Source organism: Nonomuraea sp. NPDC049486, assembly GCF_040676925.1.
Lineage (GTDB): Bacteria > Actinomycetota > Actinomycetes > Streptosporangiales > Streptosporangiaceae > Nonomuraea > Nonomuraea ferruginea.
Genome location: NZ_JBFAPV010000003.1, coordinates 294,049 through 312,639, shown reverse-complemented (window position 1 = coordinate 312,639; position 18,591 = coordinate 294,049). Strand labels below are relative to the sequence as shown.

Sequence of the window (18,591 nt, the reverse complement as noted above, 5' to 3'; positions counted from 1 at the left end):
CGCCGGCTCACCCGGTCACGTCGTCCAGGGCTTTCAGCAGGGAGGCGACGCCGCCCGTCCCGTCGTGGCCGGGCACCGCGCGCACGGCCCCGGCCGTGAACGGATCCCAGACCGGGTCGGCGGCGACCACCGGCACCGGCGGCTCGCCGGGCCACGCGGCGGCGGCCCTGAAGGCGGCGGCGTAGGTCCGCCAGGACCTTGCGAGGTCGAGCGTCCTGCCGTGCAGCTCGGCCAGGTCCGGCCGGCCGCCGGGCAGTTCGGGCAGGCCCGTCCCCAGCCCGCCGTCCCGCACCAGGTGCCAGGCCCGCAGCAGGTGCGTGCCGTGCTCGTCGGGCACCAGGTCAGGGGTGCGCGCGCGTGCTTCGCTCTCGGTCAGCACGGCCGGGTCAGGCAGTCCGCCCAGCGCCAGCGCCCGCACCCGCCCGTTGCCCAGCCGAGCGACAGCGACGGCCACCACCGCACCAGCTCCGATCCCATAGATATCAACGCCGTCGACCCCGAGCGCGTCGAGAGCGTCCCCGACAGCCAGAACGATCTCGTCACGCAGCCCGGATCCGGCTTCAGCGGCCAGGTAGGATCCGCCGGTCCCCGCCCGGCCGCCGCGCGGGCCTGATCCAGGCCCAGCCGCCAGATCCGAGCCACCAGTTCCCGGCAGATCATCGCGCGGGCCGGATCCAAGCCTGGCCGCCGGGCCTGACCCGCCGGTCCCCGGCAGGCCGTCGCGCGGGCCTGATCCGGGCCAGGCGGCCAGGTCCGAGTCGCCGGTTCCCGGGAGGTCGAGGGCGAAGGCCGGGCGGTGGCGGCCTACCTCGGCGAGCAGGTCCGTGACGGCTCGACCGGAGGCGGGGGCCGGGGGCAGGATCACCAACGGCCGCCCTGACCCGTCGGCCGGTCCGACCGCCCTTACGAGCAACTGCCCAAGCCGGGTCGGCACGTACCGACGGCTCACGCCTTCTACGCGCCCGACCGTACTGGGCGGGACCGCACCAGACGAGGCTGCGCGTGATGATCCCGCGCCGGATGGGGCCGCACAGGACGACGACGCAGCGCCGGTTGGTGCGTGGGATGTCGCGTGGGTGTGGATGCGGGACGCCAGTGCCGGGGTGCCGGAGGCGGAAGTTTCCAGCTGCAGCCGGTGTGCGGGAAGGCGTGCCAGGTGGGCGTGGAGGGGGTCGGCGGGGGATGCCAGGACGAGGGTGGGGACGGTCAGGCGGGCGAGCAGCGGGACCGGGTCGCAGGTGAAGGCCGCGCGGTAGGCCAGCGGGTAGTTCGCCCCCGCCTCCAGCAGCCCCGTGGTCACCTCGTGCAGGTACGAGGCCGGCGGCGGGACGGCGGTCAGCCGGGAGGCGGCGCGCTCGTCGTACCAGGGCCAGTACAGGAACATGTTCCGCACCTGGTGCCACGCCGCCACCAGATGGCCGCCGTCGCTCCGCGGCTCCACCGGCGGCAGGTAATGGGCGAGCTGGTCGGCCCGCTCCTCGGGAGTGGACACCCCGACCCCGTCGAGGACGAGCGAGACCACCAGCTCCGGCCGCGCGGCCGCGAGTGACAGGGCGATCTTGGCCCCCGTGTGCGTCCCGTACAGATGGACCCGTTCCAGCCCGAGCGCGGTCAGCGTCTCGCCGAGGGCCGCGCCGTAGCCGGCCATGTCCGGGTCCGGCGCCGGGAGCGGGTCGGAGCCGCCGTGCCCCGGCGTGTCGAGCGCGTACACCGTGAACGAGCGGGCCAGCTCGGCGGCCAGCTCGCGCAGCGGCCGCCAGTCGCCGGGAGAGGCGTGGAGAAGGACGACCGGCAGGCCGCGCCCGGCGCGGGCGTAGTGGACCTGCCGGCCGTTCACCGTGACGAAACGGCGCTCCATCCGGTCACTTGCCGATTTCGACCGTGTGCCAGCCGTCGGCGTCCTTCTTCCACTGGTAGACGTGGATGTCGTCGATGCCAAAGAACTCGTGCTTGTCCGGGCTGATGGAGTTGCCGGAAGGCGTCTCCTGGTCGGAGATCTCGATCGAGTCGAGCGTGGCCGCGACCTTGTCCGGGTCGATCGACTGGGCCTGCTCGGCGGCCTTGGCGTAGGCGAGCACGCAGTCCGCGGCGATCTCGGCCGCCTTGGGCGACTCGGCGCCGGTCTTCGGGCCGGTGTTCTTGCCGAACCGCTTCTCGATCTCCTCGATGTGCGTGCGGTAACCGGGCTTCCAGGTGTCGCGGCCTTCCTTGCCCGGGTACGGGTAGTAGGTGGCGCTGAAGATCGCGCCGTCCGCGGCGTCGCCGGCCGCCTCGACGAAGGAGATGTTGCGGGCGCCGGAGCCGCCGACGATGAGCCCCTTGTAGCCGGTCTCGCCGGCGGCGGCCATGGTCTTGGCGCCGCCGGCCGAGTTGGAGATCCAGATCGCGCCGGCGTCCTTGAGGTTCTCGACGTACGCGCGGTGCGACTGGTCGTCGTTGCGGGTCTCCTGGAAGCCCGCGAAGGTGAGCCCGGCGGCCTCGGCCTGCTTCTGGATCTCGGCCGCGGTGCCCTTGCCCGCGTCGTCCCCCTCGTACACGATGCCGACGGACGTGATGCCCTCGGCCTTCAGGTGCTCGACGATCTTCTGTACGTCCAGGGAGACGGGGTCCTGGGCCCGGTAGCCGTACTTGACCGAGGTGAAGTCGCCGGTGGCGACCATCGGCTGGCAGTTGATCTTCTTGGCGTTCTCCAGGACGGGCTTGGCGGCGTTGTAGAACGCCGACAGCGCCGGGCCGATCACCAGCCCCACGCTGTCGTCACCGGCGAACTCGTTGGCCGCCTGCACACCCTTGGCCGGGTCGAGCGCGGTGTCGCGGACGACCAGTTCGAGCTTGGCGCCGCCGACGCCACCCTCGGCGTTGAGCCGGTCGATCTCGACCCTGACCGAGTTCTCCATGGAGATGCCCGCGACGGCGAACGCGCCCGTCACCGGGCCGATGAGCCCGACCTTCACGACCGGCATGCCGGCGCTCCAGCCGCTGCCGGAGGCCGCCTGCTCGACTCCGGCTCGTTCTTCCTTGCTCGCGCAGGCGGTGAGCAGCAGGGTGGCGCTCGCCAGCGCCAGCAGCTTGCGACCAGTGGTGACCGTCATCACGGGGGTCTTCCTCTCAGGGGCTTTCAGGTGACTCAGGACTGAGGTGTGACGTCGGTGACGAACCAGCCGTCGGCGTCCTTGTCCCACTGGTAAACGTGAATGTCTTCCATGTGGTAGAACTCGTGGTCCGCCGGCTTGATCGTGTTGCCGGAGGCGGTCTCGGTGTCGGGGATGTTCAGCTGCTCCATGGCGGTGGCGAGCTTGTCCGCGTCGAGCGACTTGGCGCTCTCGGCCGCCGCGGCGAAGGCGACGATGCAGTCTCCGGCGATGGCCGTGCCCTTGGGCATCTTGGCCCCCGACTTCGGCCCCTCGACCACTCCGTACTTCTTCTCGACGGCTTCCACGTGGGCGCGGTAGCCGGGCTTCCAGGTGGCGCGGTCGCGGATGTTGAACTCTACGTTGCCCGCGGCGAAGACCGAGCCGACGGCCATGTCCTGGGCGGCGTCGAGGAAGGAGACGTTCTGCAGCCCTGAGGTGCCGGCCATCACGCCCTTGTAGCCCGACTCGGCAGCGGCGGCCATCGTCTTGGCGCCGCTGGCGTTGCTGGAGACGATGATCGCGCCGGCGTCCTTGAGCGCGTCGACGTAGGGCCGATGGGACTGGTCGTCGTTACGGGTCTCCTGGTAGCCCTTGTACTCGACGCCGTACTTGGGGCCGTACTCCTTGAGGTAACCGTCCATGGCCTTGCCGGTGTCGTCGGCCTCGTAGACCAGCCCGACCGAGCTGACGCCCTTGGCCTTGAGGTACTCCACCAGCTTCTCGACGCTCAGGTTGTTGGGGTCCTGCGAGCGGAAGCCGTACTTCAGCGAGCCGAAGTCGCCGGTGCCGACGCCCGGCTGGCAGTTGAGCTTGCTGTTGGTCTCGAAGATGTTCTTGGACGCGTTGTAGAAGGCCGACAGCGAGGGCCCGACCACGAAGTGCACCTGGCTGTCGCCGACCAGCTCGTTGCTGGCCTGCACCGCCTTGGCCGGGTCGAGCGCGGTGTCGCGGACGACGAGCTCCAGCTTGGCTCCCCCGACGCCGCCGGCCTCGTTGACGCGGTCCATCTCCACCCTGATGGAGTTCTCCTGGAGGATGCCCAGGATCGCGTACGCGCCGGTCATCGGGGCGATGAGCCCGATCTTTATGGTGTCGGCGCCCGCGCTCCAGCCGGCGTTTCCCGTTTCGCCGGCGGACTGGGCGCGCTCTTCCTTGCTCGCACAGCCGGTGAGCACCAGCGCGCTGACGGCAGCCGCAGAGATCCAGCGAAGTCCGGTCCCACGCATGTGCCACCTCCTTGTTCTCATGCCCCCGAGCCAGTAATTCCAATGTGCGGAACAGCGTTACACGGAGCCTAGAAATGCGGCTGTCCCGATGTCAACGGATACGTCTGATGTTTAACGATCCGAAACATGTCGCGGCTGCCACAGCTCCACGTGGACGCCGTTGGGCGTCTCCACCATGGCCAGCCGCGATGTGCCGTGCAGCGGTGTGGTCGCGGCGAACGGCCGGCATCGGACCCGCCCTCCGGCGCCGGCGGCGCGGGCCACGGCCTCATCCAGATCGTCCGTACGCGCGGACCAGGCGGTGTGCCCGAGCCCGCGAGCGGGCCGCTGAGCGGAACGCCGATCCACTCCGGGCCGGTCGGCCCGGATCATCTCGATACGGGTCGTGCCGCCGTCCGGGCCCGCCAGGAAAGCCAGCCTGAGCCGGGTGCCCGGCGGCAGGTCGGCCATCGTGTCCAGGCCCGGCGCGGCGAACGTCACGTCGTACCCGGCGGACATGCCGAGCGCGGCCCAGAAACGCAGCTCCGCCTCGAAGTCGGGCACGTGGCAGACCACGGAGGTCAGCTCCGTGTGCCGCCGTTCCGGGTCCGCCAGCCACGCGGCCGTGGGACGCGGGCCGGCCGGCTCGACGAACACCACGGGGACTCCGCCGGGCCCGAGGCAGTAACCCTCCACGACCTGGACGGTCCGCTCCCCCACGGGCACGTCGTACGCCTGCGGTGGGCTGATCCACGGATGGCCCGCCGCCCGCAGCCGCTCGTACGAGGCCGCGATGTCACGGGTGTAGAGGTTGATGCCGGCCACGCCCAGGTCCAGCGTGTGCGGGTGGACGGCGGGCGCCGCCGGGTCGTTCACCTTGAGCAGGTGGATGCGGCCGGTGGCGGCGCCCGCCGCGGCCAGCGAGCGCACCTCCACGTCGCCGGCGCCCTCTCCCCACAGCCGGTTCGCGTCGGCGGCCGCGACCACGCCCTCGGCCGCCACCGCGTACCCCAGCTCGCCGCAGTAGAAGTCCAGGTGCGGCCCGAAGTCGGCGACGCCGAGCACCGCCGCCGTGATGCTCCCGATCGGCTCGCTCATCGGCCCGCCCCCAGCCTGGCGCCCAGCTCGCGGCCGAGCGTCATCGCCGGTGTCACGCTCATGCCGCCGACGTAGTTGTCCCCGGCGAACACGTTGTTGCCGAGGATCTCCCCGACCGCGTAGAGCCCGGGGAGGGGTGCGCCGGATTCGGTCAGCACCTCCAGGTCCTCGTTCACGCGCAGCCCGTCGCGGCTGAGGATGGAGGCCCCGACCGTGGTGATCCCGTAGAACGGCGCCCGCTCGATCGGCGCCGGCAGCGTGGTGCGGCCGAAGTCGTCGTCGCGGCCGGCCCGCACCGCGGCGTTGTACCTCTCCACGGTGGCCGCCAGGCCCCCGGGCGCGACGCCGAGCTTCGCGGCCAGCTCCTCCAGGGTGTCGGCGACGGCGATCCACCGGCCGCGCTCCAGCTCGGCCAGCATCCGCTCGCGGGTCCAGTCGCCGGCGCCGTTGCGGATCAGCGGCTCGGCCGTCTCGGCGATCGCCCGGTCCCAGACGACGTGCATGGCGATCCGCGGCTGTTCCAGCAGCGCCCGCTCGCGGTGCTCCGGGCTGGTGCCGTCCTCCGCGACGAACCGCTCGCCGCGGTCGTTCACCCATATCTCGTACGGGGTCCGGTACGCGGGCGCGACCTCGATGAACGCCTCACGGTAGTCGACCGCGAAACCCTCCTGACCCGGGTCCGGGATCAGCCCCATCACGGGGATGAAGTAACCGTCGCGGCTCACCTGCGCGCCGAGCCCCATCGCCAGCTCCAGGCCGTCACCGGTGGCATGCGGCAGACAGCCGATCAGCGCACTCTCGCAGCCGTCCGGCAGAAAGCGATTACGCAGGCCGGGGTTGGCGTCATAGCCGCCGGTGGCCAGCACGACCGCGCCCCCGTGCGCGACGAGCTCACCGCCGGCACCGCCTACAGCGGTCGCGGCAGGCGCGCCGGGCGCGCCGGGCGCGGTGGTCGCGGTGGTCGCGCCGCCTGCGGTGGTCGCGGTGATGCCGGTGACGTGGCCGGCGGCGTCGACGATCGCGCCGGTGAGGCGGGTGTTCAGCAGCAGCCGTACGCGGCCGGCCTCGATCTGTTCTTCCAGCCGCCGCTTCAGCGGCTTCACCACCGACAGGCCGCTCTTGACGCCCCAGTACGTGCGCGGCACCGAGTACACCTCGTGCCCGTGCACCAGGCCAGGGGTGTCGGGATGGAAGTCGAAGCCCTGGCCGTCGAGCCAGTCGACGGTCTCGCCCTGCGCCTTGACCGACTTCCAGGCCAGCTTCTCGTCCACCTTGCCGTGGGAGAGGCGCAGTACGTCCTCGAAGTGGCGCTCGGGGCTGTCGTCGATGCCGCGCTCGCGCTGGCGGCGGGTCCCGGCCCCGCTGAACTCGCCGTTGGCGATGTGCAGCATCCCGCCGATCCGGTTCTGCTTCTCCAGCACCAGCACGCTCGCACCCGCGGCGGCGGCCTCGATCGCCGTGCACATCCCGGCCCCGCCCGCGCCGATCACGATGACGTCGTAACGCCCCAGATCCTCCGCGTTCCCCGCGCCGTTCGCGCCACCGTTCCCCGCGCTCATCACGCGCCTCCGGTCAGCTGGATCTCCAGCCCAGCGGGACCGCGCAGGAGCAGCTCGCCCAGCCGCTCGCCGCCGTGACGCTCCAGCTCCCCGGCCATTGCCGCCGGGTCGTCCGCGGCGAACACCACCCGCCGCAGGCCGAGCGGCCGGTCCGACAGGTCGGCCGCGTCGACGCCGGTGAAGGACATGACCTCCAGTCGGGCCGGAGCCTGGTCGGCGGAGACCAGGAACGACAGCCGCAGGCTCGCGTCCGCCGGCATGCCGGTCATCCGGTCGAACGGCGGGCCGCTCATCTCCCCGTCGAACAGCACCTTGAGCCCGCCGCCCGCGGTGAAGAAGGCCAGCGCGGCGTCGTGGTCCCGCGGCACGATGACGGCGGTGTGCAGCTCGCCGTGCAGACGGCCGGGGTCGCGCTCCAGCGCGGGGCTGGGCCGGTGACCGGCGCCCGCCTGCGGCAGCGTCCACCACACGCCGTCCGCGCCCAGGGCCACGGCCTCGGTCAGGGACGCGGCTCCGTACGGGTAGGTCACGATCTCCCTGGACCTGCCGCCCGCCTCGTCGATCAGCCGGGTGGTGCGCGCCAGGTCACGCGAGTACATGCCGAGCAGGCGGGGGCCGACGTCCCAGAGCTGGGGGTCGGGCGCGTCCGCGCCGGGCACGAGGCGGATCCGGCCGGTGTCCACGCCCTCGACGCCGAGCAGCGCCTCCTTCCCGTCGTCCGCCAGCACGTCGAGCCCGAAGGCTCTGGCATGGAAGGCGGCCGACGCTCCGACATCCCTGCAGGCGATGACCGCCTCGACGATCGCTCCCAGCGACAAGCCGCACCTCCGCAGATCCAGACTGTTCCGTCCCTCGAAACGGTGTTTCAAACTAAGGCGGGATGTCGCTGACTGTCAATGATGTCGCAGGTTGGACGGTTCCCTCCTCTTGCGCGGCGCGCTTCCTATAGTCCAACCTGTAGAAACCAGAAACGCCGTTTCATGGAGTGGAACAGGAGCATCGGGTGTCCCAGGATCCGCCCGCGACCGCGTACCGTGCTGTCGCCCTGCAGACCGCCTGTCATGCCGTCAACCGCGCCGAGAGCGCGGCCGCCGCCCGCGACCAGATACGGGCCGCCGTCGACCGCGTGCACGAGCAGGTCACCGCGACCAAGCGGTTCGTCGGCCCCGGCGTGCGGCTGGTCGTCCTGCCGGAGTACCTGCTGACCGGCCACCCCATCGGGGAGCCGTTCCAGGAGTGGTGCGACCGCGCCGCCCTGGCGCCCGGTGGCCCCGAGTACGCCCGGCTCGCGGACGTCGCCAGGGACGCGGGCGTCTTCCTGTGCGTCAACGGCTACGAGACGGACGAGCACTTCCCGGGCGTCTACTTCCAGGCGTCGGTCGTCTTCGACCCGGCGGGCGATACCGTGCTCCGCTACCGGCGGCTCAACTCGATGTACGCCGTGACCCCGCACGACATCCTGGACCGCTACCTGGCCGTCTACGGCGAGGACGCGCTCTTCCCCGTCGCCAGGACCGAGATCGGCACGCTCGCCGCGATCGCCTCAGAGGAGATCCTCTTCCCCGAGGTGGCCCGCTGCCTGGCCATGCGCGGCGCCGAGGTGTTCCTGCACAGCTCGTCGGAGGTGTGCAGCGCGCTGCTCTCGCCGAAGAACGTGGCCAAGCTGGCCCGCGCCGTGGAGAACGGCGCGTACGTGGTCTCCGCCAACACCGGCGGCCTGTACGGCACCGGCATGCCCGCGGCCTCCGGCGACGGCGGCAGCCAGATCGTCGACCACCGCGGCCTCGTGCTGGCCAAGGCCGGTCAGGGCGAGACGATGGCCGCCAACGCGGAGATCGACCTGGCCGCGCTGCGCCGGGCCCGCAGGACCCCGGAGATGATGAACCTGCTCCCCCGCCAGCGGTTCGAGCTCTACGCGGCCAGCTACGCCCGCACCTCCTTCTACCCGCCCGACACGGTGCGGCCCGGCGAGACCGGGCGAGAGCACTTCGTGACCACCCAGCGTGCCGTCATCGAACGGCTGGCCGGCGACGGCCTCATCTGAGGAGGCGACATGCCCAGGGAGATCCACGTCCGGAACCCCCGCACCGGCACCCCGGACCACACCATCGTCGCCGCGGGCGACGACGAGATCATCGCCGCCGCGGGCGCGCTGCGCGCCCGCCAGAGCGCGTGGGCCGCCCAGCCGGTCGAGCGGCGCGCCGAGGCGCTGCGCGCGTTCGGCGACGCGGTCGCCCGGCACCGCGACGAGCTGGTCGCCCGGCTGGAGACCGACACGGGACGCCGCTGGGTCTCGCAGCTGGAGGTCGACTCGGTGCTGACCAGCATCGAGCGCACCTGCCGGTACGCCGAAGCCGCCTTCGCCCCGGAGGATCCGGCCCCCACCGCCGACCCCGACGTGCACGTCACCGGCGACCTGGTGCCGTACCCGGTCGTCGCGGTGATCTCGCCGTGGAACTTCCCGTTCCAGCTCGCTCTCATCGACGCGGTGCCCGCCCTGCTGGCCGGGTCGGCGGTGCTGCTGAAGCCGAGCGAGGTGACGCCGCGCTTCATCCCCGTGCTGCGCGCGTGCGTGGCCGAGGTCGAGGAGCTGGCGGGCGTCCTCACCGTGGTGGAGGGCGACGGCGCCACCGGCGCCACCATGGTCGCGGTGGCCGACGCGGTGTGCTTCACCGGCAGCGTGCGCACCGGCCGAGCGGTGGGCCGTGCGGCCGCCGAGCACTTCATCCCCGCCTTCCTTGAGCTGGGCGGCAAGGACCCGGCGATCGTCACCGCCTCGGCCGACCTGGACGCCGCCTCCTCCGCCATCCTGTGGGGCTCGACGATCAACTCCGGCCACTCCTGCATGTCCATCGAGCGGGTGTACGTGGACCACGCGGTGGTCGAGGAGTTCACCGAGGCGCTGGTGGCCAAGGCCGAACAGGTCGAGCTCGCGTACCCGGACATCGGCGACGGCCAGATCGGGCCGATCATCAGCGACGCCCAGGTGGACGTCATCCGCGAGCAGCTGGAGGAGGCCGTCGCCAAGGGCGCCGTGATCCGGACCGGCGGCACGATCCAGTATCTCGGCGGCGGCGCCTACCTGCGGCCCACCGTGCTGACCGGCGTCGACCACTCCATGCGGGTGATGCGCGAGGAGACGTTCGGCCCGATCATCCCGATCATGCCCTTCGACGGCGAGGACGAGGCCGTCACGCTCGCCAACGACACCGAGTTCGGGCTGAGCGCGGCCGTCTTCGCCGCCACCGCCGAGCAGGCCGCCCCGGTCGCGCACCGGCTGGAGGCCGGCGCGGTCAGCGTCAACGACGTCTGCCTGACCGGCATGTTCCCCGAGGCGGAGAAGAACTCCTTCAAGTCGTCCGGGCTCGGCGCGTCCCGCATGGGGCCGCCGTCCGTGCGGCGCTTCCTCCGCCGCCGCGCCCTGCTCATGCGGGGCAGCGCCGGCATCCGCCCCTGGTACTACGACGGCACCCCCACCCAGACGGAGGAACGATGACCATCGCCGACATCCTGCGCGACATGTCCGGAGTGTGGGAGGGCACCTACACCGTGCTCGCCCCCGACGGCACCGTGCTGGAGCGCTACCCCAGCCGTCAGGAAGGCCGGATGGAAGGCACCGACTGGACCGAGAAGGTCGTCTACCTGCGCGAGGGCGCCGAACCGGCGGTGCGGCACTACCGCGCGATCGTCGACGGCGACTCGGTCCAGTTCGTCGACACCGAGATGTGGGGCACCACCGCCCGCGCCGGCGACCAGGCCATCGTGTTCACCTTCGGCTGGAACGACCGCCCGCAGGAGCGCATCGTCGAGATGTCGATGCCCACCGGCGACTATCGCACCCGCCTGTGGCAGCACTTCGAGGACGGCGCGCTGAGCCGCCTCACCGTCATCGAGGAGCGCCGCGTCCCCGGCGCCGAGCCCGAACGCTGGTACGTGCCGGCCGGCGCCTGACCGTACCCGAATCTCAGGAGAATCACTGGTGGAACTGGACTACGACCTCGTGGTGGTGGGCGCGGGCACCGCGGGCATCCCGTGCGCGGCGGAGGCCGCGCACGGCGGCGCCCGGGTGCTCCTGGTGGAGAAGGACCACCGCGTCGGCGGCACGCTGCACATCTCCGGCGGCCACATGGCGGCCGCGGGGACGCGGCGGCAGGCCGAGCGCGGCATCGCCGACTCCGTCGAGGCGCACCTGGCCGACATCCGCCGCATCAGCGGCGGCACCGTCCGCGAGGACCTCGTCCGCACCGTGGTGGAGAACGCCGCCGAGACCGTCGACTGGCTCGACGGTCTCGGCTTCCGCTTCGCGCCGGAGACGCCGCGCGTCATCTACGGGCACGAGCCGTACACGACCGCGCGCACCTACTACGGCGTGGACGAGGCGGTGTCGATCCTGGAGGTGTACGAGCGGGTGCTCGCCGACGCCACCGCCACCGGCCGCCTGGAGCTGTGGAAGAACGCCCCCGTGATCGAGCTGCTGACGGGCGGCGACGGCCGCGTCACCGGCGTCACCGTCCTGCGCGACGGCCAGGACGTACGGGTGAGCGCCCGCCACGTGGTGCTGGCCACCGGCGGGTTCGCCGCGGAGCCGGAGCTGTTCCTGGAGCTGGAGGGCGCGCCGCTGGTGTCGGCCGCCCACCCGACCTCCACCGGCGACGGCATCCTGCTGGCCAGGGAGCTCGACGCGGGCATCCAGGGCACCGGCTCGTTCCTGCCGAGCTTCGGCGGCCTGCCCCACCCCACCACCCCAGGCAAGGCCAACTGGTCCGACCGGCAGCTGCTCGTCGCCGCCGAGCGCCCGCCCGTCGAGATCTACGTGGACAGGACCGGGCGCCGCTGGGTGGCCGAGGACGAGCCGTCCATCGACACCAAGGAGCGCGCGCTCACCCGCATCCCGGACATGACGTTCTGGACCGTGTTCGACGACGCGATGCTGGAGTCGACCCGGTCGGGCCGCCCGCTCGTGGTCGGCTGGACGCCCGAGGAGCTGCGCGCCCAGGCCGGGGTGCGCGAGGGCGTGCACCGCGCCGCCACGCTGGAGGAGCTGGCCGCACAGACCGGCATCGACGCCGAAGGGCTGGTCGCCACCGCGGCCCGCTACAACGAGGCGGTGGCCGCCGGGTCCGACCCCGACTTCGGCCGCCTCCACCTGCCGCTGCCGCTGGCCGAGGCGCCCTTCTACGCGATCCGCAACCACGCCATCTCGCTGGTGACGTTCGCCGGGCTGGACATCGACGACGGCTTCAGAGTGCGCCGGGCCGACGGCGAGCCCATCACCGGCCTCTACGCCATCGGCGAGGTCATCGGCGCCGCCGCCACCTGCGGGCAGAGCTTCTGCTCCGGCATGCTCGTCACCCCAGCGATCACCTTCGGCCGGCTGCTCGGCCGCCGCCTGGCTCAGTCGTAGAAGCCGAGCCTGCGCAGCTGCTTGGGGTCGCGCTGCCAGTCCTTGGCCACGCTGATGCGCAGATCGAGGTAGACGCGGGTGCCGAGCAGCGCCTCGATCTGCTTGCGGGCGTTGGTGCCGACCTCGCGCAGCCGCTCGCCCTTGCGGCCGATGACGATGGCCTTCTGCGACGGCCGCTCGACGAACATGTGGGCGTAGATGTCGAGCAGGTCGTCGCGGTCGGCCCTGGGCAGCATCTCGTCGACCACGACCGCGATCGAGTGGGGCAGCTCGTCGCGCACGCCCTCCAGCGCCGCCTCCCGGATCAGCTCGCCGACCAGCACCTGCTCCGGCTCGTCGGTCAACCGGCCGTCCTCGTACAGCGGCGGCGACTCGGGCAGGTGGCGCACCAGCACGTCGGCCAGCACGTCGAGCTGCTCGCCCGACTGCGCCGACACCGGCACCACGTCGGCGAACTCCTCGATCTCCGACACCGCGAGCAACTGCTTGGCGATCTGCTCCTTGCTCGCCAGGTCGCACTTGGTGACCACGGCGATCACCGGCGTCTTCTTGACCGCCGCGAGCTTGCCCGCGATGAACCGGTCGCCCTTGCCGATCGGCTCGTTGGCCGGCACGCAGAACCCGATCACGTCGACCTCGGTCAGCGTCGACAGGACCAGGCTGTCGAGCCGCTCGCCGAGGAGGGTGCGCGGGCGGTGGAGCCCCGGCGTGTCGACGATGACGAGCTGCGCGTCGGGGCGGTGTACGATGCCCCTGATCACCCGCCTGGTCGTCTGCGGCTTCGACGAGGTGATCGCCACCTTCGTGCCGACCAGGGCGTTCATGAGCGTGGACTTGCCGACGTTCGGCCTCCCCACGAAGCAGGCGAATCCGGCGCGATGGCTGTCTGGCGAGGTCACATAGTGATTCTCGCCCATCAGGAGGCCTGCGCGCGCCACCAGGCGAACACCTCGGGCATCACCAGCGGTGTCCACGACGTCGTCGGCAGCCCGCCCAGCTCGTCCTCCCGGACCCACCTGGCTTCGCTGATCTCGTCGTCGTCGGGGGTGGGCGTGCCCGACACGAGCGCGCACCCGTACACCGCGATCATGTAAGCGCACTCGTGGCCGTTCGGATAGCGCACCCGGAACTCCGGCCCGCCGTAGACGCCGATCAGGCCGCGCACCCGCACGTGGATCCCGAGCTCCTCGCGCAGCTCGCGGCGCACGGCCGCCTCCGGGCGTTCGTCGGGGTCCACGGCGCCGCCCGGCGCCGCCCACAGGTCCACGTCGCCGTGGCGGGCCAGCAGCAGCCGGCCCTCGTCGTCGAACACGCAGCCGCAGACCGACGGCATCATCAGCAGGTCGGGCCCCAGCTTGGCGCGCACCTCCGCGAGGTAGGGCGACATCGGCATGCTCAGCCCCGCAGCGCGCCGTCGGGGCCGGCCACCAGGATGGCCGTCACGCCCAGCTCCGCCGCCACGGCCCGGTCGTCGTCGGACGGCCCGTCGCCGCCGGTGACCAGCGCCACCGCCTCCAGCGAGCGGGCGCCGCTCGAGACCGCCGTCGCCACCGCCACCTGCACGGCGGACAGCCGCAGCGCCGCCAGCGTCACGTCGGTGGCCGCGTACGTGCGGCCGGTCTCGTCGCGCACGGCCGCGCCCTCGGCGGAGCCGTTGCGGGCCCGCGACGCCCGCGCCAAAGTAATGATCTTGCTGTCTTCAGGATCGAGTGTCACGAGGACAAGGTTAGGGGCTGGCCATCCGCATCACGGCGTCGAGGAGCTGACGGGTGCGCTGCGGCTCCACCTCGGCCATGCTCGTGTGCACCAGCGAGACCAGCATGTCCCCCGAACGGGCCAGCACCACGTCCAGCGCGTACGGGTAGCCGTTCAGCCGGCCGCGCAGCTCGCCCGACACCGCCTCGTCCCCCACGTCCGCCACCGGCACCAGCGTGGCAGTCAGGTGGGTGCCGCCTTTGGCACGCACCTCCCGGCACGCCCTCAGCGACCCCGCCAGCGCGGCCATGTGCTCGTCGGCCGCACCGGCGTACCTGGCCAGCCCCACCCCGACCTGCTCGCCCAGCTCGTCGCCCTGGTAGCTGGCCGCGGCCTGCGCGGTCAGCCCCCGCTCCGGCGCCCGGCCACCGGCCGCGTCGAGCACGGCCCGGCAGTTGCGGTCGGCCGGCGTGAACGGCGCCCGCCACGCCTGCTCCGAGCGCGGTGAGAAACCGTCGGGCAGCCGTGGCTCCTTGCTGAGGATCTCCTTCATGTGGGCAAGCGCGCGCACGTCGAGCCCCTCTGTGCCTCCGCAGGCCGCAAGAGCGCCGGCCAGGAGCCCACAGACGATGATCCGGGTTCCGCGTTTCATGATTCCCCCCGGTGCCCAGCCTCCCCGAGCAGCGAAAACGGCAATCCACCGGAGTTACCAATAAACGATCAAACGCTAAAAGGGTGCCCTCGCCCGGTTATCCGGACGAGAGCACCCTTTACGCCGAACAACGTCCGACCGGCTAGCTGGCCAGAACGTTGTCGTCCCCCCAGGAGCGCCCTGCCGCATGAACCCCCCTGCGGCCGGGCGCTTCCCCCTCCGGCACCCACCGCACAGGGTGCCGGGAAACAGACTCGCGGACCCCGCTTGCAACTCGCTTGACGACCGCTTGCCGCGAACCGGGCAGAGGTCACTCCTGCTCGGCCGCGGCCGGCACCGCGTCGTCCTGATCGGCCCGGACCCGCCGCACCACCACCGTGCTGATCCGGTTGCGCCGGCCAGCCAGGCTCTCCGCGGTCAGCTCAAGCCCCGCCACCTCAGCCCTCGACCCCGCGATCGGCACCCGCCCCAGCGCGTGCGCGAGCAGGCCGCCGACCGTCTCCACGTCGTCGACCTCGATCTCGGCGTCGAACAGCTCACCCAGTTCGTCGACCGGCATCCGCGCCGTCACCCGCACCCCGCCGTCGGGCATCGGCTCCACCCGCGGCGCCTCCTGGTCGTACTCGTCGGTGATCTCACCGACGATCTCCTCCAGCACGTCCTCGATCGTGACCAGACCCGCGGTGCCGCCGTACTCGTCGATCACGATGGCCAGATGCGTCTGCCTCGCCTGCATCTCACGCAGCAACTGGTCGATCGGCTTGCTCTCCGGCACGTACGTCGCCGGCCGCATGATCGACTCGACCGTCTCCTTCTCGCCGTCGCCGCCCGACTCGTGCACCCGGCGGGTGATGTCCTTGAGATAGGCGATGCCGATCACGTCGTCCTCGTTCTCGCCCACCACCGGGACCCGCGAGAAACCGCTCCGCAACGCCAGCGACAGCGCCTGCCTGAGCGTCTTGCCCCGCTCGATGTAGACCATGTCGGTGCGCGGCACCATCACCTCGCGCACCAGCGTGTCGCCCAGCTCGAAGACCGAGTGGATCATCTCCCGCTCGTCGGGCTCGATCACCCGGCGCTCCTCGGCCAGGTCGACCAGATCACGCAGCTCGGCCTCGGAGGTGAACGGACCGTCGCGGAACCCCTTGCCCGGGGTCAGCGCGTTGCCCAGCAGGATGAGCAGCTTCGGCAACGGCCCGAAGATCTTCGTCAGCCCGTACACGATCGGCGCCCCCGCGAGCGCGATGGGCTCGGCGTGCTGACGGCCCAGCGTGCGCGGCATCACGCCCACGATCACGTAACTCACCAGGATCATCACCGCGGCCGCGGAGAAGTAGGCCCAGCCCTGATCGTCCATCAGATCGATGAACAGCAACGTCGCGATCACCGTCGCGACCAGCTCACAGCTCAGCCGCAGCAGGAGCAGCAGGTTCAGATAGCGCGGCGCGTCCGTGACGATCGCGTGCAGCCGCTGAGCGCCACGCCTGCCGTCGCGCACGGCCTCCTCGGCGCGGACCCGCGAGATCCGCGTCAGCGCCGTCTCCGTGCTGGCGATCAGGCCACCGACCACAACGAGGACGATGGCCAACGGCAACCAGGCGTTCACCGCGAGCTGCGCACCTCCCGCCACCCTTCGAGCAACCGCGCCTGAAGACCGAACATCTCCTTGTGCTCCTCAGGCTCCGCATGATCGTAGCCGAGCAGATGCAGGATGCCATGGGTGCAGAGCAACTCGATCTCGTCCTGAGCGCTGTGCCCGGCCTCCTCCGCCTGCCGCGCCGCCACCTGGGGGCACAGCACCACGTCACCCAGCAGCGCCGGATCGGCCGGCCCCTCGGACTCGCCCCTGGCGCCGCCGCCGGGCCGCAGCTCGTCCATCGGGAAGGCGAGCACGTCCGTCGGGCCGGGCTCGCCCATCCACTTCTCGTGCAGCTCGGCCATCACGTTCTCGTCGACGACCACGAGCGACAGCTCGGCCAGCGGGTTGATGCCCATCTCGGACAGCACGTGGGTGGACAGCGCGACGAGCGACTCCTCGTCGACGCCCACCCCGGACTCGTTGTTGATCTCGATGCTCATCGTCGCTTACCCCGCTGCTGAATCGGTTCGGGAGTGCGCAGGGCGTCATAGCGGCCGTAGGCGTCGACGATCTCGCTCACCAGCTTGTGACGCACCACGTCGGCGCTCGTCAGCTGCGAGAAGTGGATGTCGTCGATGCCGTCGAGGATCTCCTGCACCACCCGCAGACCGCTCACCGTGCCCGCCGGCAGGTCGACCTGCGTCACGTCACCGGTCACCACGATCTTGCTGTTGAACCCGAGCCTCGTCAGGAACATCTTCATCTGCTCGGCCGACGAGTTCTGCGCCTCATCAAGGATGATGAATGCGTCGTTAAGGGTCCTACCGCGCATATACGCGAGGGGCGCCACCTCGATCGTGCCCGCCGCCATCAGCTTGGGGATCGAGTCGGGGTCGACCATGTCGTGCAGCGCGTCGTACAGCGGCCGGAGGTAGGGGTCGATCTTCTCGTACAGCGTGCCGGGCAGGAAGCCGAGCCGTTCGCCGGCCTCGACCGCCGGGCGGGTGAGGATGATGCGGTTGACCCGCTTCTCCTGGAGCGCCCGGACCGCCTTGGCCATCGCCAGGTAGGTCTTGCCGGTGCCGGCGGGGCCGATGCCGAACACGACCGTGTGCTTGTCGATGGCGTCGACGTAGCGCTTCTGGTTGGCCGTCTTGGGGCGAATGGTGCGCCCGCGCGAGGACAGGATGTCGAGCGACAGCACTTCGGCCGGGCGCTCGGAGGTCATCCGGAGCATGGCGATGCTCCGCTCGACGGCGTCGGGTGTGAGGTCGCCGCCGCTGCGCAGCACTTCGACCAGCTCCTCGAAGAGCCGGACGACAGTGCCGCTCTCGTCGGGGCTGCCGGTGACGGTGATCTCATTGCCGCGGACGTGGATGTCGGCCTTGAAGGCGCCCTCGATGACGCGTAGCAGCTCGTCGCGGGAGCCCAGGAGGCTGACCATGGGGTACTCGTCCGGAATCAGCACCTTGGCTTGTGTGCGCGTTGGAGGTGCCGTGCGTCGGGATTCGTGTAGTTCGGACATGGGCAGGCCAGCGTGGCCTGATGCCTCCCGGTCTCGAGGGCTTATCTTCTTCACCCATCGTATCCGGGGGCGGAACGTTTCCTCGCGGCAATATCAGCCGGGCGGCCATGTCAGGTTGCGGCCGCCCAGAACGTGCGCGTGCACGTGGAAGACGGTCTGCCCGGCGCCGGGTCCGGTGTTGAACACGACCCGGTAGCCCTCGTCGGCCACGCCTTCCTGGACGGCGACCGCGTGCGCGGCCTTGAGCACCTCGTCGGCCAGCCCCTGGTCGGCGCGGGCCAGCGCGGCGGCGTCTGCGTGGTGCTCCTTGGGGATGACGAGAACGTGGGTGGGGGCCTGCGGGTTGATGTCGCGGAACGCGAGCGCCCCGTCGTTCTCGTAGACGATCTCGGCCGGGATCTCCTTGGCCACGATCTTGCAGAACAGGCAGTCTGTCATCCGATCACCTTACCGATAGGGGTGGCTCTCCTGTCCGTAAGCCTCGACGACCCTGACCTGCTGCTCGGCATGTACGCTGATCAGCGTTGCGAATCGGTGACCGGATCCGTCGTGGCACCCGAAGATCCCCGCGGTTAGGGTGTCAGTGCACCATCGCAGCGAACGATTCAGCCTCGGGCGAGACCACCTGGCGAGGACACAACTGGGTCATGCCCCCAAAGGAACCGGAAGAACGTAAACCGTCAGGGAAGGCCGCGCGTCCCACTGATGTGACCACCGAAACCCTCCTGGTCGACAGATCC

General features: G+C 71.3%; 18 protein-coding genes. 4 read left to right on the top strand and 14 right to left on the bottom strand.

Translation table 11 applies throughout. The features are described from left to right. Positions 1-7 precede the first annotated feature (7 nt). From AB0K05_RS10290 to AB0K05_RS10265, 6 genes are all read right to left on the bottom strand, one after another. On the bottom strand, positions 8-1,858 hold the full coding sequence (locus AB0K05_RS10290; RefSeq protein ID WP_364228332.1) for an alpha/beta fold hydrolase: 1,851 nt from the start codon (positions 1,856-1,858) through the stop codon (positions 8-10). Positions 1,859-1,862: 4 nt separating this feature from the next. After that, a complete protein-coding gene (locus AB0K05_RS10285) occupies positions 1,863-3,092 on the bottom strand; it encodes an ABC transporter substrate-binding protein (RefSeq protein ID WP_271279316.1) in 1,230 nt (409 codons plus the stop codon). Positions 3,093-3,127: 35 nt separating this feature from the next. Further along, the gene (locus AB0K05_RS10280; protein ID WP_271279317.1) at positions 3,128-4,360 is read right to left on the bottom strand and encodes an ABC transporter substrate-binding protein; all 1,233 of its coding nucleotides are present in this window, start codon (positions 4,358-4,360) and stop codon (positions 3,128-3,130) included. 111 nt (positions 4,361-4,471) lie between these two features. Then, positions 4,472-5,437: a VOC family protein gene (locus tag AB0K05_RS10275; protein WP_271279318.1), complete on the bottom strand. Its 966-nt coding sequence runs from the start codon at positions 5,435-5,437 to the stop codon at positions 4,472-4,474. Continuing rightward, the gene (locus AB0K05_RS10270) at positions 5,434-6,996 is read right to left on the bottom strand and encodes an FAD-binding protein (RefSeq protein WP_364228329.1); all 1,563 of its coding nucleotides are present in this window, start codon (positions 6,994-6,996) and stop codon (positions 5,434-5,436) included. The genes AB0K05_RS10275 and AB0K05_RS10270 overlap by 4 nt, the downstream gene beginning before the upstream one ends. Then, positions 6,996-7,814 carry a hypothetical protein gene (locus tag AB0K05_RS10265; protein ID WP_364228327.1) on the bottom strand — a complete coding sequence of 273 codons (819 nt, stop codon included), beginning with the start codon at positions 7,812-7,814 and terminating at the stop codon, positions 6,996-6,998. The genes AB0K05_RS10270 and AB0K05_RS10265 overlap by 1 nt, the downstream gene beginning before the upstream one ends. A 185-nt stretch (positions 7,815-7,999) precedes the next feature. Between AB0K05_RS10265 and AB0K05_RS10260 the strand changes: the two genes are divergently transcribed. The 4 genes from AB0K05_RS10260 to AB0K05_RS10245 are packed head-to-tail and all read left to right on the top strand — an operon-like array spanning position 8,000 to position 12,400. Then, positions 8,000-9,040 (top strand): nitrilase-related carbon-nitrogen hydrolase, encoded by a 1,041-nt coding sequence (locus tag AB0K05_RS10260; RefSeq protein ID WP_271279321.1) that lies wholly within the window; start codon positions 8,000-8,002, stop codon positions 9,038-9,040. Between the two features lie 9 nt (positions 9,041-9,049). Further along, on the top strand, positions 9,050-10,492 hold the full coding sequence (locus AB0K05_RS10255; RefSeq protein WP_271279322.1) for an aldehyde dehydrogenase family protein: 1,443 nt from the start codon (positions 9,050-9,052) through the stop codon (positions 10,490-10,492). Then, positions 10,489-10,947: a DUF3598 family protein gene (locus AB0K05_RS10250; RefSeq protein ID WP_271279323.1), complete on the top strand. Its 459-nt coding sequence runs from the start codon at positions 10,489-10,491 to the stop codon at positions 10,945-10,947. The genes AB0K05_RS10255 and AB0K05_RS10250 overlap by 4 nt, the downstream gene beginning before the upstream one ends. A 28-nt stretch (positions 10,948-10,975) precedes the next feature. Then, the gene (locus AB0K05_RS10245) at positions 10,976-12,400 is read left to right on the top strand and encodes an FAD-dependent oxidoreductase (RefSeq protein ID WP_345482930.1); all 1,425 of its coding nucleotides are present in this window, start codon (positions 10,976-10,978) and stop codon (positions 12,398-12,400) included. On the opposite strand, the gene era is transcribed toward AB0K05_RS10245, so the two are convergent. The 8 genes from era to AB0K05_RS10205 all read right to left on the bottom strand — a co-directional run bounded on the left by era (position 12,391) and on the right by AB0K05_RS10205 (position 18,289). Continuing rightward, complete coding sequence (gene era, locus AB0K05_RS10240) at positions 12,391-13,317, bottom strand: GTPase Era (protein ID WP_345482938.1); 927 nt, start codon at positions 13,315-13,317, stop codon at positions 12,391-12,393. The two genes, AB0K05_RS10245 and era, sit on opposite strands and share 10 nt — an antisense overlap. Continuing rightward, the gene (locus tag AB0K05_RS10235; protein WP_271279860.1) at positions 13,317-13,793 is read right to left on the bottom strand and encodes an NUDIX domain-containing protein; all 477 of its coding nucleotides are present in this window, start codon (positions 13,791-13,793) and stop codon (positions 13,317-13,319) included. Before AB0K05_RS10235 ends, era begins: the two co-directional genes overlap by 1 nt. Before the next feature lie 2 nt (positions 13,794-13,795). After that, positions 13,796-14,116, bottom strand: a complete 321-nt coding sequence (locus AB0K05_RS10230) for a cytidine deaminase (RefSeq protein ID WP_148033482.1) — start codon at positions 14,114-14,116, stop codon at positions 13,796-13,798. 10 nt (positions 14,117-14,126) lie between these two features. Further along, positions 14,127-14,666 carry a hypothetical protein gene (locus tag AB0K05_RS10225; protein ID WP_148033483.1) on the bottom strand — a complete coding sequence of 180 codons (540 nt, stop codon included), beginning with the start codon at positions 14,664-14,666 and terminating at the stop codon, positions 14,127-14,129. Between the two features lie 391 nt (positions 14,667-15,057). Next, positions 15,058-16,353, bottom strand: coding sequence for a hemolysin family protein (locus tag AB0K05_RS10220; RefSeq protein ID WP_219544112.1), 1,296 nt, complete (start codon positions 16,351-16,353; stop codon positions 15,058-15,060). Beyond that, positions 16,350-16,826, bottom strand: a complete 477-nt coding sequence (gene ybeY, locus AB0K05_RS10215; RefSeq protein ID WP_148033485.1) for an rRNA maturation RNase YbeY — start codon at positions 16,824-16,826, stop codon at positions 16,350-16,352. The genes AB0K05_RS10220 and ybeY overlap by 4 nt, the downstream gene beginning before the upstream one ends. Beyond that, the gene (locus tag AB0K05_RS10210; protein WP_148034833.1) at positions 16,823-17,851 is read right to left on the bottom strand and encodes a PhoH family protein; all 1,029 of its coding nucleotides are present in this window, start codon (positions 17,849-17,851) and stop codon (positions 16,823-16,825) included. The genes ybeY and AB0K05_RS10210 overlap by 4 nt, the downstream gene beginning before the upstream one ends. A gap of 93 nt (positions 17,852-17,944) precedes the next feature. Continuing rightward, the gene (locus AB0K05_RS10205) at positions 17,945-18,289 is read right to left on the bottom strand and encodes a histidine triad nucleotide-binding protein (protein ID WP_148033486.1); all 345 of its coding nucleotides are present in this window, start codon (positions 18,287-18,289) and stop codon (positions 17,945-17,947) included. Between the last annotated feature and the right edge of the window lie 302 nt (positions 18,290-18,591).

Excerpts from the sequence above, each read along its gene's own strand:
- AB0K05_RS10290 (WP_364228332.1), bottom strand. The coding sequence starts at position 1,858 with ATGGAGCGCCGTTTCGTCACGGTGAACGGCCGGCAGGTCCACTACGCC.
- AB0K05_RS10285 (WP_271279316.1), bottom strand. The coding sequence starts at position 3,092 with ATGACGGTCACCACTGGTCGCAAGCTGCTGGCGCTGGCGAGCGCCACC.
- AB0K05_RS10280 (WP_271279317.1), bottom strand. The coding sequence starts at position 4,360 with ATGCGTGGGACCGGACTTCGCTGGATCTCTGCGGCTGCCGTCAGCGCG.
- AB0K05_RS10275 (WP_271279318.1), bottom strand. The coding sequence starts at position 5,437 with ATGAGCGAGCCGATCGGGAGCATCACGGCGGCGGTGCTCGGCGTCGCC.
- AB0K05_RS10270 (WP_364228329.1), bottom strand. The coding sequence starts at position 6,996 with ATGAGCGCGGGGAACGGTGGCGCGAACGGCGCGGGGAACGCGGAGGAT.
- AB0K05_RS10255 (WP_271279322.1), top strand. The coding sequence starts at position 9,050 with ATGCCCAGGGAGATCCACGTCCGGAACCCCCGCACCGGCACCCCGGAC.
- AB0K05_RS10250 (WP_271279323.1), top strand. The coding sequence starts at position 10,489 with ATGACCATCGCCGACATCCTGCGCGACATGTCCGGAGTGTGGGAGGGC.
- era (WP_345482938.1), bottom strand. The coding sequence starts at position 13,317 with ATGGGCGAGAATCACTATGTGACCTCGCCAGACAGCCATCGCGCCGGA.
- AB0K05_RS10235 (WP_271279860.1), bottom strand. The coding sequence starts at position 13,793 with ATGCCGATGTCGCCCTACCTCGCGGAGGTGCGCGCCAAGCTGGGGCCC.
- ybeY (WP_148033485.1), bottom strand. The coding sequence starts at position 16,826 with ATGAGCATCGAGATCAACAACGAGTCCGGGGTGGGCGTCGACGAGGAG.
- AB0K05_RS10210 (WP_148034833.1), bottom strand. The coding sequence starts at position 17,851 with ATGTCCGAACTACACGAATCCCGACGCACGGCACCTCCAACGCGCACA.
- AB0K05_RS10205 (WP_148033486.1), bottom strand. The coding sequence starts at position 18,289 with ATGACAGACTGCCTGTTCTGCAAGATCGTGGCCAAGGAGATCCCGGCC.